Genomic DNA, 15,308 nt, shown 5'->3' with positions numbered 1-15,308 from the left:
GGAAGCGATATGACGATACCGATGACATCGGAACAGGATAAAGTGCTCAGATTGATGGCGGAAAAGTATCCGACGAAGGAGATTGTCTACGAGAAGATCGTCTACTTGCAGTCCCAACTGATGCTGCCGAAGGGGACGGAGCACTTTATGAGCGATCTGCACGGCGCGTACGACGCGTTCTTTCACATCCTCAACAACTGTTCGGGCGTCATCAAGGAGAAAGTGGACTACTGTTTCGGCGAGCGCATGACAGATGAGGAGAAGGCAGAGTTCTGCACGCTGATCTACTATCCGCGCGAGAAGGTAGAACAGCTGACCGTGCAGGGGAAGATCTCCGGGATCTGGTACCAGCAAAATTTGGCAAATCTGCTCGAACTTACGAAGCTGATGAGTTGGAAATTCCCCGCAAACAAAATGCGCGACTACATCCCGAAACGCTACGAGTCCGTCATCGTAGAGCTGATGAACACGCGTCCAGAGCATGATGAGGCGCAGCTTTACTACTATAAACAGCTGATTGAAACGATTGTGGAGATCGGCGGCGGCGCAGACTACATCGAGGCGTTCAGCGTGCTTATCAAGCGCCTCTCAGTCGAGCGTATTCATATTGTCGGCGATTTCTTTGACCGCGGCGATCGTCCGGACGGCATTCTCGATCTTCTTATGCAGCACCCGTCCGTCGATATTCAATGGGGAAACCATGACGTGCTCTGGATGGGAGCGGCGCTCGGCAGTGAGGTTTGCATCGCGGGGGTGATTCGCAACTCACTGCGCTATCGGAATACGGATGTCCTCGAGCGCGGCTACGGGATCAGCCTGCGTCCGCTCTCGACCTTTGCCTCGCGCATCTACCCTGATGAGAACCCCATCAAGGCGGCGGAGCGTGCCGTTACGATGATGATGTTCAAACTCGAGGGAGCGCTCATTCAACGTAATCCGAACTTTCAGATGGAGGACCGCCTGCTTCTTGACAAGATCGATTACAGCTCCTCCTATGTTACGCTCGGCAATGGTCGGCGCGTGGAGCTTGAGAGTGCCTATTTCCCCACAATTGATAATGGGGCGGACTGCTATGAGCTCACGGAGGAGGAGCAGCACATCATTGCAGATCTGCGCTCCTATTTCCTTGAGAGCAAGGCGCTGCAGCGCCATGTGAACTATCTGTATGAGCGCGGCAGCATGTATATGTGCTATAACGGCAATCTGCTCTTTCATGCCTGTGTTCCGCTGGATGAGACAGGAGAGTTCCGAACGATCGCATATAAAGGGAAGGAATACTGCGGACGTGCATGGTTCGATTTCTGCGAGGAGAAGGCGCGCGAGGCGTGGAATGAGCATACGCAGGAGGGGCTGGACTTCATGTACTTCCTCTGGTGCGGCCTCCTCGCGCCCACCTCGGGGCGTTCATTCACGACGTTTGAGCGCTCCTTCATCGCTGATGAGTCAACGTGGGAAGAGCCGTCCGATCCGTATTTTCGTCTGATCAACGACGAGACCGTCTGCGAGAGAGTCCTTGCCGAGTTCGGCCTCGATCCGAAACGGGGGCATATCATCAACGGACATGTTCCCGTCAAGGTGAAAAAGGGAGAAAGCCCCATGCGCGCAAACGGACGTGCACTCGTCATCGACGGCGGCTTTGCTGCGCCGTTCCGTGCGAAGACAGGCATCTCGGGCTACACGCTCATCTACAACTCACGCGGGCTGCGCCTCCTCCAGCATCAGACCGTGGCGAATGTGCGCGAGGCACTGCGCGAGAACCGCGATATCGAGTCTGTCTCCCAGACGGTCGAGCTGCAGGCGCGCAGCTCCCTCGTGCGCGATACTGACCGCGGTGCCGCGATCGCCGACGAGATCGCTGACCTGCATGCGCTCCTGCATGCCTACCAGACAGGACATATCAAGCCGCAGTAAGAGAATAAGAAAGCCCGCATATCAAATACAATGTGCGGGCTTTCTTATTCTCTTATGGATTCTTCTTCAGCCACGTACTCCACGGTACGGCATAGTTGCCCTCGTGATTCTGCTGAACGTAGTCGTAGAACTTTGCGATCATTTCTGACTTGTGATGGTAGTCTGCATCCTCCCATCCCGTCGGTGTATGCTGCGTGGTCGGGTCGTAGGCGAGGTATGCTCCGCCGAGCAGGTACTGACGATAGAGAATGTCCTTCAGCGGGACGGAGGGATTTTTCATCATATCGTACATCGCCATAAAGCTGGTCGTGCGTCCCTTGCCTGCCTGACAGTGAAAGTGCATCCATGTGTCCGCAGGCATTTTTTTCACGAGATCGACAAATTTGTCGATGGTCTGTGGGTCTGCCCATTTGTGGTCGGTGACGGCGAGACGGACGTAGCGCACGCCCGCATGCTCGACCAGCTCACGCTCCGTCATCGCCGCCGTGACGCGGACGGTCTGCTGATTTTTTTGCTGCTTTTTCTTGTCGAGGTGCGCGAGCACGACATCCTTGCCCTGTGCACTGCGAATGCGCATGTTCTCGTCACGCAGTGCCTCGTGCTTCGTCCGGCCGATATTGCCCCAGTCGTGCTTGCCGTACCAGCTGACGGCGTTCCCATTCATGAAGCCGTGCGACTCCTGCCGCAGATCGACGATACAGATCGAGGCTTTTGCGCGCGTGTGCAGGTCTTTCAGCAGCGCGTGAAAGGCAGGGACGGAGAACTCCGCGCTTCCCGAGAGCGGCAGGGCGTCTAGCCCCTCGCGAGAGGGAGTGTAGTTCGGGTCGACGCCGAACTTCGCCGCGTCTGTCCATGTTCGGAACGGCGATGCCGCCGTGCGGAAATTGTGCGGCAGCTCCGCCGCATTGCCCGCCGTTGTATCGATGCGCCAGACATAACCCCGGTAGTCTGCATTCGTATCGGCGGAAGAGGCGGTGTATGGGATGATGCATAGCGTGCATAATAGCAGGGCAGTGAGTAAATGTTTGAATGCGTACATGATATCCCTCTGCTGTGTAAATCGACGATCCTTTCGGAATCGCTGATAAAACCTTTGCTCGAATTGGCGTGGATTTTATTTGTGCTTTCTATATTCATCGTTGGTTATAGCACTCTTTGCATAAAGGTGCAAGAGAAATCTTGGGCAGATGCCGCCTGTTCCTTGAAAAATCCCCTTCCGTGTGCTAGAATGACGTGACTACGCTACGGGAGGGTTTTCTTTGTACGAGAAAGTAGATACCAATCTGAATTTTGCCGCGCGCGAAAAGGCCGTTGCGGATTTTTGGCGCGAGAATCATATTGCACAGCAAGCCGTCGACCAGCGCGAGGGCTGCGAAACATTCACCTTTTACGACGGGCCGCCGACCGCGAACGGGCGTCCGCACATTGGACACGTACTGACGCGCGTCATAAAGGACATGCTGCCGCGCTACCAGTCGATGAAGGGCCGCAAGGTGCTCCGCAAAGCGGGCTGGGATACCCACGGCCTGCCGGTCGAACTCGAGGTCGAGAAGGCGATCGGCATCAACGGCAAGGAGCAGATCGAGGAGTACGGCATCGAACCATTCATCAAGAAATGCCGTGAATCCGTCTGGACGTATAAGGCGATGTGGGAGGAGTTCTCCGATGTCGTCGGCTTCTGGGCGGATATGGAGCATCCCTACATCACATACGAGAACGATTTTATCGAGTCTGAGTGGTGGGCGCTCAAGGAGATCTGGAAGAAGGGGCTCCTCTATCAGGGCCATAAGATTGTTCCGTACTGCCCGCGCTGCGGCACGCCGCTCTCCTCGCACGAGGTTGCGCAGGGCTATAAGGATGTGACAGAGCGCTCGGCAATCGTGAAGTTCAAGGCGGCAGATGAGGACGCGTACTTCCTTGCATGGACGACGACGCCGTGGACACTCCCGTCGAACCTCGGGCTGTGCGTAAACCCGGATGTGACCTATGTGAAGGTACGCGCCCGCGGTGAGGTCTACTATCTTGCCGAGGCGCTGATGGACAGCGTATTCTCCGATTCGCCGGAGGAACACGAAATCCTTGCGAGAATGAAGGGCAGCGAACTCGAGTACCGCAAGTACGAGCCGCTTTATCCCTTTGCGACAAAAGATGTGCAGGATAACGCCTTCTTCGTCATTTGCGACGACTATGTCACGACCGAGGACGGCACGGGCATCGTCCATACGGCGCCGGCCTTTGGCGAGGATGACAACCGCGTCTGCCGGAAGTACAATATGCCGTTCGTCCAGTTCGTCAATGACAAGGGCGAGATGACGGAGGAGACGGATTGGCCGGGGGTCTTTGTGAAGGATGCCGACCCGCTGATCATTGACGACCTCGAAAAGAGCGGAAAACTCTTCAAGGCACCCGAATTCACCCACAGCTATCCGCATTGCTGGCGCTGCGACACGCCGCTCATCTACTACGCACACGCCTCGTGGTTCATCAAGATGACGGCTGTGCGCGATGCGCTCGTCGCGAATAATGCCACGGTCAACTGGATCCCAAAGACGATCGGCGACGGACGTTTCGGCAACTGGATCGAACATGTGCAGGATTGGAGCATCAGCCGCGACCGCTATTGGGGGACACCGCTCAACATCTGGAAATGTTCCTGCGGACACGAGCATGCGATCGGCTCTATCGCAGAGCTGCGCAGCCTGCAGCCGGACTGCCCCGCAGACATCGAACTGCATCGTCCGTACATCGATGCGATCACGTTCAAGTGCCATGAGTGCGGCGGGGAGATGCACCGCGTGCCCGAGGTCATTGACTGCTGGTTCGACTCCGGCTCGATGCCGTTCGCACAGTGGCACTATCCATTTGAGAATAAGGAAGTCTTCGAGAAATATTTCCCGGCGGACTTTATCTCTGAGGCGGTCGATCAGACGCGCGGCTGGTTCTATTCGCTGATTGCGATCTCGACGCTGCTCTTTGACAAGAGCCCGTACAAGAACGTCATCGTCCTCGGCCACGTGCAGGATGAGAACGGGCAGAAGATGAGCAAATCCAAGGGGAACGCGGTCGAACCGATGGACGCCCTACACCGCCACGGCGCGGACGCGATCCGCTGGTATTTCTATGAGAACAGCGCCCCGTGGCTGCCGAATCGATTCTCTGATGATGCGGTACAGGAAGGCGCACGCAAGTTTATGGGGACCCTCTGGAACACGTACGCGTTCTATGTCCTCTATGCGAACATCGACGCGTTTAATCCGACGCAGCATACGCTTGACTATGACCGCCTCTCAGTTATGGATCGCTGGGTGTTCTCCCGCCTGAATACGATGGTTCGCACGGTGGACGACTGCCTGGCAAACTATCGCGTGACGGAGGCGGCAAAGGCGCTGCAGTCCTTCGTCGAAGAACTTTCGAACTGGTATGTGCGCCGTAGCCGCAGCCGCTTTTGGGCAAAGGGGATGGAACCGGATAAGGTAGACGCCTACCTGACCCTCTATACAGCGCTCGTGACAACGGTGAAGGCAGCGGCGCCGATGGTGCCGTTCATCACGGAGAGCATCTACCGCAACCTTGTCTGCTCGGTCGATGAAAACGCGCCGATCTCCGTTCATCTCGCGGATTTCCCAACGGTGAACGAAGCGTGGATCGATCCGGCGCTTGAGGAGAATATGGAGATCGTCCTCGAAGTCGTCACGCTCGGGCGTGCAGCACGCAATGCGTCGAACATCAAGAACCGCCAGCCTGTCGCCGATATGTTTGTCAAGGCAGGGCACACGCTGCCGGAATTCTTCGTTAAGATCATCGAAGATGAACTGAATGTCAAAACGGTGACCTTCCGTGACGATATGTCGGACTTCCTCGCCTACCATGTGAAGCCGAATTTTCACGTTCTCGGACCGAAGGTCGGCAAGCAGATGGGCGCAGTCAAGAAGGCCCTTGAGGAGAGCGACGGCGCGTCGGTGAAAGAAGCGCTTGCAAGGGACGGCAGCTATACGCTGAGCCTTGCAGACGGTGCTGTTGCGCTTACCTCGGAGGATGTCGAGGTGACCGTCTCGCAGCAGGAGGGGTATAACTGTCAGAGCTATGGTGACGTAACGGTTGCGCTCGCGACAACGCTTACGCCGGAGTTGATCGAGGAGGGCTTTGTCCGCGAGATCATCAGCAAGGTGCAGACGATGCGCAAAGAATGCGGTCTTGAGGTGACGGACCATATCGTGCTTGATCTCTCGGGCAACGCAAAGCTTATGGAGATTGCTGCGAAAAATGAGGAGTTTATCCGTACGGTCACGCTCGCTGACAGTGTTTCCTACGATGCACCTGCAGGAACGAGCAAGGACTGGAACATCAATGGAGAAAAGCTCACACTGAGCATCGCATAATCACACCGGAATGAAAAGCCGTTTGGTCCACGCATATTGTGGACCAAACGGCTTTTCTATTGACATTGTTCCGACATATCGTATAATAAACAATAATAACCAGCAGTGGAGTTGAGGGAGTGATCGCCATGGTAAAATTCAGCTACTACGGTCATGCGGCTTTTTTGCTCGATGACGGAACACATAAGGTGCTTGTCGATCCCTTTCTGACGGGAAACCCGACCGCGAGCATTGCGGCGAACGATGTGGAGTGCGATTTCATCCTGCTTACCCATGCGCACGGAGACCATCTCGGTGACGCGCCGTCGATTGCGGCGCGTACAGGCGCGGCGATTGTCGCGATCCCCGAGGTCATCAGTGTGTGTGAGAGCCAGGCGTGCTCCGCGATCCAGTCTTATCCGATGAACACCGGCGGTTCGCTTGACCTGCCCTTCGGCAAGGTGCGGATGACGTTTGCCCAGCACAGTGCAGGGGTTGCCGGCGGGATCGCGTGCGGTTTTGTCATCTACATCGGCGACAAGGTCGTCTATTACTCCGGCGATACGGCACTCTTCAGCGATATGCAGCTGATCGGCCGCAAGGATGCGATCGACTATGCCGTCCTGCCCATCGGCGACAACTATACAATGGGGCTCGAGGATGCAGCGCAGGCAGCACAGTGGCTCAATGCGAGCCATGTCATCCCCATCCACTACGACACGTGGCCGGTCATCGCACAGGAGGTAAACCGCTATAAGGAGGTCACGGAGGCAATGACGCGTGCACATGTAAATATCGTTGCTCCCGGCGAAACGATTGAGCTTTGACAACCCGTCAGAAATTGCCCCTTCTCGTTCTGCTCGGACCGACAGCGGCGGGTAAGACGGAACTTTCACTGAGACTTGCAGAGGAACTTGGCACCGATATCATTTCGGGCGATTCCATGCTCCTTTACCGCGGCTTTGATATCGGCAGTGCAAAGCCGACGAAAGAGGAGCTCATGCGCGTACGGCATCATCTCGTGGATGTGCTGGACGCGGACGAATCCTTCTCCGTAACGGAGTTTGTGATGCGGGTCTCCGAACTCGTGCAGGCACATGAGCGTGAGGGCCGTCTGCCCTTCATCGTCGGCGGGACAGGGCTCTATATCAAGGCCCTCGTCGAGGGCTACGACTTCAACGAGACGCAGGAGCATGCCTGCTTTCGCCGTGCAATGGAGCGCATTGCCGTCAGGAGAGGAAATGTGCGTGTGCATGCGTTCCTTGCACAGCGTGATCCCCGTGCGGCGGAGCGCCTGCACATGAATAATCTCCGGCGTGTTATTCGTGCAATTGAGGTCATACGCTACGGTGCAGAGCGGATTTCACAGGAGAGTGCGCTTGCGGGCGGAGATACGCCCTACGATGCCTTTGTCATCGGACTCACGCGGGAACGTGCACGTCTCTATGAGCGCATCAACGCGCGCGCAGAGGAAATGTTTGCGGCGGGGCTTGCAGACGAGGTAGCAGGGCTCCTTGCGCGCGGCGTGCAGCGCGATGCACCTGCGATGAAGGGCATCGGCTATAAGGAGACTGCCGCTTATCTCGCCGGAGAGATGAGCCAAGCAGAGGCGGTTGACGCCATCCAGAAGGCGACGCGGCATTTTGCCAAGCGACAGCTTACATGGTATCGGCGGATGCCCTATATTCGCTGGTATGATGCAGATGCCTTGACAAAGACGGAACTCCTGCAGCACATCCTCACAGATGTGCGTGCATGGAAGGAAGAAAGAGAAAGGGGCGCTCAGGCGTGACGGCAAAAATTATCAATCTGCAGGACAATTTCCTCAATCAGGTGCGCAGAGAGGGCATATCGGTAACGATACATCTCGTCAACGGTTTCCAAATCAAGGGGACGGTGCGCGGCTTTGACAGCTTCATTATCCTTGTGGACAGCTTGGGGAAGCAGCAGATGATCTACAAACACGCTGTCTCGACCATTACTCCTGCACAGCCGGTAAAGGCATTGATCGAGGAATCTTAATACAGGAACTGATATGCTGCCGCACTGAATGATATGATTCGGCGCGGCGTTTTTTTCGTTTCAGGAGGGAAGGAAGGTTATGAAGACACGCGGATTTGAAGTTGTATCGGTATACAAAGCGGCGAGCATTCATTTGCCGGAGCGAAAAACAGGGGCCAGTACGGGATATGATTTCGCCTCTGCGGCCGATGTGGATATCGCATCCGGGGAATGTGCCCTTGTACCGACAGGAGTCAAGGCATATATGCAGAAGGATGAGGTGCTGCTCATCTACATCCGGTCGAGTACGGCACTCAAGAAGCATCTTATGCTGATGAACAGCGTGGGCGTCATTGATGCAGATTATTACGGCAATATGGAGAACGAGGGCCATATTTTCATTCCGTTCTACAATTACGGCGGGGATTCCGTGCATATCTCGGCGGGAGAACGTATCGCGCAGGGGATCTTCACGAAATATCTGACAGTGGACGGCGATGCTGCCGGATGCGGCGAGATGCGTGCAGGCGGATTTGGGTCGACAGGGCAGTAGTATCTGCGGATTTTTTGACAGGAAAACGAAACTCATTTATAATAACGATAAATCAAAGCAGAATGGTCGGGATTGATGGGGAATACCCATCAATCCGGGGGATATCAATGAAACTATCAACGAAAGGGCGCTACAGTGTGACGGCACTCTATGAACTGGCGCTGCACTATGGGGAGGGGGTCGTCCCGCTCAAGACGATTGCAAAGACGCAGGGCATATCAGAGAACTATTTGGAACAGCTGATGGCGCCGCTCCGGCGTGCGGGGCTCGTAGAGAGCGTGCGTGGAGCGCAGGGCGGCTATACGCTGGCGCTCCCTCCCGAAGAGGTGACGATCGGGCAGATCATCACCGCTGTGGAGGGGCCGATCGCCCTTGTGGACTGCCTGCTGACGAGTGCCGAGGCCGTCGATCAGAGCTGCGTGCGTGCCGGCAACTGTGTCACGCGCCAGATTTGGGAAGAAGTCTGCGACAACATCAATAATGTGCTGAACAATATTGCACTTTCCGATTTGATGCGCCGCGGCCGTCAGCGCGTAGGGTGCAACCAGTGAGCAGTGCGCCGATCTATCTCGATTATGCTGCGACGACGCCGCTTGATCCCCGCGTGCTCGAAGAGATGATGCCGTATCTGACGGATATATATGGCAATCCGTCGAGCCTCCACGCGTTCGGACAGGGGGCGCGCCGTGCCGTCATGCGTGCGCGCGCCCAGACGGCTGCACTTATCGGCGCGTCTCCTGAGGAGATCTTTTTTACGAGCGGCGGCACGGAGAGCGATAATTGGGCGCTGCGCGGCATTGCAGAGGCACAGCGCACGGCAGGCCGCGGCGCACACATCGTGACCTCGTCGATCGAGCACGCCGCCGTGCTCGAGACCTGTCATTACTTGGAGAGGAATGGATTTTCCGTTACCTATCTCCCCGTCGATGCGGCGGGGCGTGTTGACCCGTCAGATGTAGAAGCCGCACTGCGGAACGAAACCATTCTTGTCAGCATCATGACGGCGAACAACGAGGTCGGGACGATAGAACCGATTGCAGAGATCGGCGCACTTGTTCGCGCGCACGGTATTTTGTTCCATACGGATGCCGTACAGGCAGCGGGGCATATACCACTCAATGTGAACGCGCTGAACGTGGATGCGCTTTCCTTTTCTGCGCATAAATTCTGCGGACCCAAGGGGATAGGCATACTCTATGTGCGGCGCGGGACGGCCATTGCACCTCTTCTGTACGGCGGAGCACAGGAGCGCGACATGCGGGCAGGCACGGAGAATACAGCGGCAATTGTGGGCTGCGGGTGTGCGGCAGAGATTGCGGGTATTGAGATGACGGCGGAGAATGAGCGCCTGAGCGTTGCTGCAGAGTTCCTGCACACGAAGCTGTCTGCGGTCGGCGGCATTTCTTTTCACGGGGACAGGGAGTCGCATCTCGCGGGCATTTTGAACTTCGGCATTTCCGGAACGTCACAGGATACGATGCTGATCCGACTCGATTTGGCAGGATTTGCCGTATCGGCAGGAAGTGCATGCAGCGCCGGGGCCGCACATCCGTCTCATGTCCTGCAGGCGATGGGTCTTTCGGAGCCGGAGATATGTGCGTCGATCCGCGTGAGCCTTGGACGCTTTACGAAACACGAGGATATTGTTTCTTTTGCAGACCGCATTATCGCGATTGCGGGGGAGCAGTATTGAAAAAATTTGTCTTTGTATGATACTTTGTGTATAATTGAAGGCATATATTCCGGGAGTAACAAAAGTCTGGGAGGGAGTCTCATGGTCGGAGACATCTTGCGAAAAGCGCGCGAGAAGCAGGGGCTGACGATTGCGGATATCGAGGAAGGGACGAGCATTCGCAAGCTTTACATTGAGCATATCGAGCGGGGCAATATCGATGCACTGCCCGGTATGGTATATGCGAAGGGATTCGTGCGCAATTATGCTGCATTTCTTCATCTGGACGCGGAACATTTGGTCCAGCAGTTTGCAGAGGAGAACGGCGCTCCGCCTGCCCCCGTACCGGCAGAACCGGAGACAAAGCCGCGTCGTATTTCGCTGAGCAGCGTCGGCGACGAATCGCTCTCCCAGATATCCATTGGCGGGCGGAGATCGTCCTATGCAGGGATATTCGGCAAGCTTGCACTTGGCATCATTGTGCTGGCTGCGCTTGTGGGCGGCGGTGCAGCCCTCATTTCTGCCATCAATTCTCCGGCAAAGGAGACGGCTGCGCCTGCGCCGACAAAAACGGAGCAACCTGCGCCGACGTCTGTTGCTGCTGAGGCAGATGCCTCTGATGCCGCCCGTACAGCGGCGGCGAGCGCACAGGACGTGCGTGTGAGCGTGCATCTGACAGAACGCAGTTGGATGGAGGTACAGGTTGACGGCAATGTCGTCTTAGAAGGCATCATTGAAAGCGGGAGAACCGAGAACTGGCAGGCCAATGACGCGATCATCATCCGCGCAGGCAATGCGGGCGCACTTGAAGTGACGGCAAACGGGAAAAAGCTTGGCAGATTCGGGAATGAGGGCGAGGTCGTAGAGCGTCGTTTCACAAAAGAGACGAAGGATCTCAGGGATACGCTCCCGCCTGCGCCCTCCCAGGAAGCTCCTGCTGCACAGCAAGGACAGAGCAGAGCGACGGGGGCCAAGGATGCACGGGGAACCAAGGGCACGAGAAATCAACAGTGATATACGGCACATGAGGAAGGATGAAAGTAATGAGATGTCCTTTTTGCAAGGCGCCGGACAGCCGGGTCATTGATTCCCGCGCAGCAGACGAAGGCATGACCATTCGCCGCCGCCGTGAATGCGGCGAGTGCGCACGAAGGTTCACGACCTATGAGGTGGTAGAGAAGCTGCCGCTCATGGTTGTAAAGCGTGATAACCGTCGTGAGCCCTTCAATCGTGACAAACTGCTGACGGGGATTATTCGTTCGTGTGACAAACGCGACATCTCAATGGAGCAGATCACGAATTTCGTAGCGGAGATTGAGCGTGATATTCGCAACAGCACAGAGCCGGAGGTGCCGTCTGAGAAGATCGGCGAGATCGTGATGGAGCGCCTGAAGGATTTCGATGAGGTCGCGTATATCCGCTTTGCCTCAGTCTATCGGAAATTCGACGATATTACGAATTTCATTGAGGAGCTGGAGACATTGCGCGCGCACCGGGGGAAGGAGTGACAACAACGAAAGGCAGCGGTGGGATTTGGATTATCAGCTGAAAAGCAAACTGCAGGAGCGTCTTGCCCGGGAACGCGGATACTATCGCTATCCGCAGGGCACACGTACACGATTTGCTTTGGCTTATCCGAATACTTACTTCATCGGTATGTCGAACCTCGGCATTCATGTCATCTACGAGCTCCTCAATCGGCGCGTCGATACGGCGTGTGAGCGCGTATTCTTGCCTGACCGTACCGAAATTTCGCGCTACGAGCGTACACAGACGCCGATGATGAGTGTGGAGACGCAGACACCGCTTGCAGACTTCGCTGTCATCGGCTTTGCTGTTTCCTTTGAAATGGACTATTTCCACGTGGTCAAAATGCTTGCACTCAGCCGCATCAAGCCGCGTGCAGCTGAGCGCACAGAGCATGATCCGCTCGTCATTGCGGGGGGGCCCTGCGCAACGTTCAATCCGGAGCCCCTCGCAGAGATTGCAGATGCTTTTGTGATCGGCGAGGGGGAGGCTGTCATGCCTGCTCTGATGGATGCCTATCATGAAGGCGTGCGTGCAGGCGAGGACCGGGCAGCACTCCTTTTGCGCCTGGCACGCGTTCCGGGTGTCTACGTCCCTGCATTCTATATGCCTTCCTATTGTGCGGACGGGAATATTGCATCGCTTGCGCCGAAAGCGGGAGCACCGCCCAGCATATCGCGCCAGTGGGTAGAGAATCTTGATGCCGCTCCTGCGCATACGGTCGTCGTTGCCGAGGATACGGAATTCAACTTTTACCTCATCGAGACGGCACGCGGCTGTGGACGGCATTGTCGCTTTTGTATGGCGGGCTACTGCTTCCGCCGCCCGCGCAACCGTTCCCTCTCTGTCATTGAGGCGCAGGTGCGTGAAGCTCTTTCCCATGGAAAGAAAATCGGTTTGATGGGAGCGGCGATTTCGGATTATCCGGAGATCGATGAACTCTGTCGTTCTATTCTCGGAGAGGGACTGTCCATGTCTGTTGCCTCTTTCCGCGCAGACTCCGTGACGAAGAAGCTTGTTGAATCCCTTGCCGCAAGCGGACTGCAGACGCTGACGCTTGCTCCTGAGGCGGGAAGCGCGCGGATGCGCGCCGTTATCAATAAGGGAATTGAAGAACATCATCTCTTTACGGCTATTGATCTCGGAGCCGCGGCACACATCCCAAATTTCAAGCTTTACCTCATGGTGGGACTGCCGTTTGAGGAGGACGCGGACATCGATGCGATCATTGATCTCACGGAGAGACTGCGGGACTATATGGATGAAAAGGGGAGCCGCGGAACACTCACACTCAGCATCAATCCGTTCGTTCCTAAGCCCTTCACACCATTCCAATGGATGCCGATGGCGGACAAGAAGCGCCTTGATGCCGTTATTAAGCGTATTGTACAGGCGCTCCGCCGCCGCAAGAGGATTATCGTTCACTTTGAATCTCCGAAGGAGGCGCTTGTGCAGGCAATCCTTGCGCGCGGTGATCGTCGGCTGGCGGAGCCGCTTATCCGAGCGGCGGCAGGAAGAGGGGCTAAGGATCTTGTGCCGGAGATGAAGGCAGACGGGCTTGCGCCGGAGGATTATCTGATGCGGGCGTGGGCGCGGGATGATTATCTCCCATGGGAGCATCTCGATATGGGCTTTACAAAGTGTTATCTTTGGCAGGAATATATGCGGGCACAGGCGCTGAAGGCGACGCCTGCATGCTTTAACGGATGCGAGCGGTGCGGCGTTTGCCGTAGTACGGAAAGGATAAATGGATGAGTTTTGTATTGCGGCATATGGGGAATAATCTCTGGAGCGGACAGCTCGATATTTTTCCCGAAGATCGCCTTATCCATGGATTCTCTGCGCGCCACGGCGGCGTGAGTCCTGTGCCGTTCGATACGCTCAACATGGCGCTGCATGTCGGAGACGATCCTGCCCATGTATGGGAGAACCGTACGCGCTATCTGCGTACGATCGGATCGGATGCCGCGCGTATCTGTACCATTCGTCAGGTGCACGGCACGGAGATTGTGCGTGTTCTGCGGCGTGATGCGGGGCGGGGCGCCCGCGACTATGACGATGCATGCGCAGATGCGGACGCGATGATCACGAATGACAGCGGCGTTGCGCTCCTGCTCTGTTATGCGGACTGTGTTCCGGTGCTCCTTTATGATCCTGTGCACAATGCTGCGGGGCTTGTCCACGCAGGATGGAAGGGGACGGTACAGCGGATTGCGGCAAAAACGATTGCGCGTATGGGCGAGGAATTTGGGACAAAGCCTTCCGACGTATGCGCCGGCATCGGACCCTCCATCTCGGCGGACTGCTATGTCGTGGGACCGGAGGTCGCGGATCGTTTCTACACGAAATTTCCCGCGCATGCAAATGAGATCCTGACGAAGCGGGACGGTGCGATCCATCTTGATCTTTGGGCGGCAAACCGCATCCAGCTGGTGGAGGCGGGGCTGGCGGAGAACAATATCGACAGTGCAAATGTCTGCACATCGTGCGATCGTACTTTTTTTTATTCCTATCGTGCCGCGGGCGGCAGGACAGGACGGCTGGCGGCGGTGATGGAGCTGAGATGAGTAATGACGCGATGATATATGAGCGGCTGCAGTCCGTGCGTGCCGAGATCGCTGCAGCGCGTGCGCGGCGTACGCGCGTATCGGCAGAGACACCCGTGGAACTGATTGCCGTGACGAAGAACCATCCGGTAGAGGCAATGCAGAAAGCCATTGACGCGGGTGTTATGAACATCGGCGAGAATCGCGTGCAGGAGGCGCTGAGCAAGGCGGGAACGCTGGCACGCGCGGTCAAATGGCATCTCATCGGGCATTTGCAGACGAATAAAGCAAAGCAGGCGGTACGGCAGTTTGATCTCATCCACTCGGTGGATTCCGTTCGCCTTGCACAGGAGATTGACAAAGCGGCGGAGAGATTCGGCAAGGTGCAGAATGTTCTTGTGCAGGTCAATCTTGCGCGCGAGGAGAGCAAATCCGGGGTTTATCGGGAAGATTTAGATGAACTGCTTGCGGCAATCGATGAACTGTGTTCGGTTCGCTTGCAGGGTTTTATGTGTATTGCGCCGAATTATGAGAATGTGGAACAGTGTCGTCCCCTCTTTCGGGAAATGTATGAGCTGTTTCGTCAGATGAAGGCAGCGGGGCCGCGCACGGCAGACATCCGCTACCTCTCGATGGGCATGACCCACGATTATGGGATCGCCGTCGAGGAGGGGGCGAATCTGGTGCGCGTCGGTACTGCGATTTTTGGTGCACGTCAATATACCCTAGGAGTGTGAGGG

At 56.3% G+C, this 15,308-nt stretch carries 14 protein-coding genes; 13 read left to right on the top strand and 1 reads right to left on the bottom strand.

What is annotated here, in order from left to right:
* The first annotated feature begins 9 nt into the window (after positions 1-9).
* Positions 10-1,911, top strand: a complete 1,902-nt coding sequence (locus HMPREF7545_RS04160; RefSeq protein ID WP_006694429.1) for a fructose-bisphosphatase class III — start codon at positions 10-12, stop codon at positions 1,909-1,911.
* A gap of 52 nt (positions 1,912-1,963) precedes the next feature.
* Here HMPREF7545_RS04160 and HMPREF7545_RS04155 read toward each other — a convergent pair whose 3' ends face one another.
* Complete coding sequence (locus HMPREF7545_RS04155; protein ID WP_006694428.1) at positions 1,964-2,950, bottom strand: phosphatase domain-containing putative toxin; 987 nt, start codon at positions 2,948-2,950, stop codon at positions 1,964-1,966.
* A 220-nt stretch (positions 2,951-3,170) separates the two neighbouring features.
* Between HMPREF7545_RS04155 and ileS the strand changes: the two genes are divergently transcribed.
* The 12 genes from ileS (at position 3,171) to HMPREF7545_RS04095 (ending at position 15,305) form a co-directional block, all read left to right on the top strand.
* Positions 3,171-6,290 (top strand): isoleucine--tRNA ligase, encoded by a 3,120-nt coding sequence (ileS, locus tag HMPREF7545_RS04150; protein WP_006694427.1) that lies wholly within the window; start codon positions 3,171-3,173, stop codon positions 6,288-6,290.
* Between the two features lie 128 nt (positions 6,291-6,418).
* Complete coding sequence (locus HMPREF7545_RS04145; protein ID WP_006694426.1) at positions 6,419-7,096, top strand: metal-dependent hydrolase; 678 nt, start codon at positions 6,419-6,421, stop codon at positions 7,094-7,096.
* Positions 7,093-8,061, top strand: a complete 969-nt coding sequence (miaA, locus tag HMPREF7545_RS04140) for a tRNA (adenosine(37)-N6)-dimethylallyltransferase MiaA (RefSeq protein WP_006694425.1) — start codon at positions 7,093-7,095, stop codon at positions 8,059-8,061. Before HMPREF7545_RS04145 ends, miaA begins: the two co-directional genes overlap by 4 nt.
* Positions 8,058-8,291: an RNA chaperone Hfq gene (gene hfq / locus HMPREF7545_RS04135; RefSeq protein WP_006694424.1), complete on the top strand. Its 234-nt coding sequence runs from the start codon at positions 8,058-8,060 to the stop codon at positions 8,289-8,291. Before miaA ends, hfq begins: the two co-directional genes overlap by 4 nt.
* A gap of 79 nt (positions 8,292-8,370) precedes the next feature.
* A complete protein-coding gene (locus tag HMPREF7545_RS04130) occupies positions 8,371-8,823 on the top strand; it encodes a dCTP deaminase/dUTPase family protein (protein WP_006694423.1) in 453 nt (150 codons plus the stop codon).
* Positions 8,824-8,930: 107 nt separating this feature from the next.
* Positions 8,931-9,374, top strand: a complete 444-nt coding sequence (locus HMPREF7545_RS04125; protein ID WP_006695647.1) for an RrF2 family transcriptional regulator — start codon at positions 8,931-8,933, stop codon at positions 9,372-9,374.
* Entirely contained in the window at positions 9,371-10,516 is a 1,146-nt protein-coding gene (locus tag HMPREF7545_RS04120) for a cysteine desulfurase family protein (protein WP_006694421.1), read from the top strand. Before HMPREF7545_RS04125 ends, HMPREF7545_RS04120 begins: the two co-directional genes overlap by 4 nt.
* An 81-nt stretch (positions 10,517-10,597) precedes the next feature.
* Entirely contained in the window at positions 10,598-11,509 is a 912-nt protein-coding gene (locus tag HMPREF7545_RS04115; protein WP_006694420.1) for a helix-turn-helix domain-containing protein, read from the top strand.
* Between the two features lie 29 nt (positions 11,510-11,538).
* Positions 11,539-12,003, top strand: a complete 465-nt coding sequence (nrdR, locus tag HMPREF7545_RS04110; protein WP_006695644.1) for a transcriptional regulator NrdR — start codon at positions 11,539-11,541, stop codon at positions 12,001-12,003.
* Between the two features lie 25 nt (positions 12,004-12,028).
* Positions 12,029-13,777 (top strand): radical SAM protein, encoded by a 1,749-nt coding sequence (locus tag HMPREF7545_RS04105; RefSeq protein WP_040571207.1) that lies wholly within the window; start codon positions 12,029-12,031, stop codon positions 13,775-13,777.
* Positions 13,774-14,589, top strand: coding sequence for a peptidoglycan editing factor PgeF (pgeF, locus tag HMPREF7545_RS04100; RefSeq protein WP_006694417.1), 816 nt, complete (start codon positions 13,774-13,776; stop codon positions 14,587-14,589). The genes HMPREF7545_RS04105 and pgeF overlap by 4 nt, the downstream gene beginning before the upstream one ends.
* Entirely contained in the window at positions 14,586-15,305 is a 720-nt protein-coding gene (locus HMPREF7545_RS04095; RefSeq protein WP_006694416.1) for a YggS family pyridoxal phosphate-dependent enzyme, read from the top strand. The genes pgeF and HMPREF7545_RS04095 overlap by 4 nt, the downstream gene beginning before the upstream one ends.
* The last annotated feature ends 3 nt before the right edge of the window (positions 15,306-15,308 follow it).

The sequence above is a fragment of the Centipeda noxia ATCC 43541 genome (assembly GCF_000160555.1).
In the GTDB taxonomy this organism is placed as follows: Bacteria; Bacillota; Negativicutes; order Selenomonadales; family Selenomonadaceae; genus Centipeda; species Centipeda noxia.
Note: the sequence above shows the minus strand (reverse complement) of the source record. Positions and strands in the feature narration are given on the sequence as shown.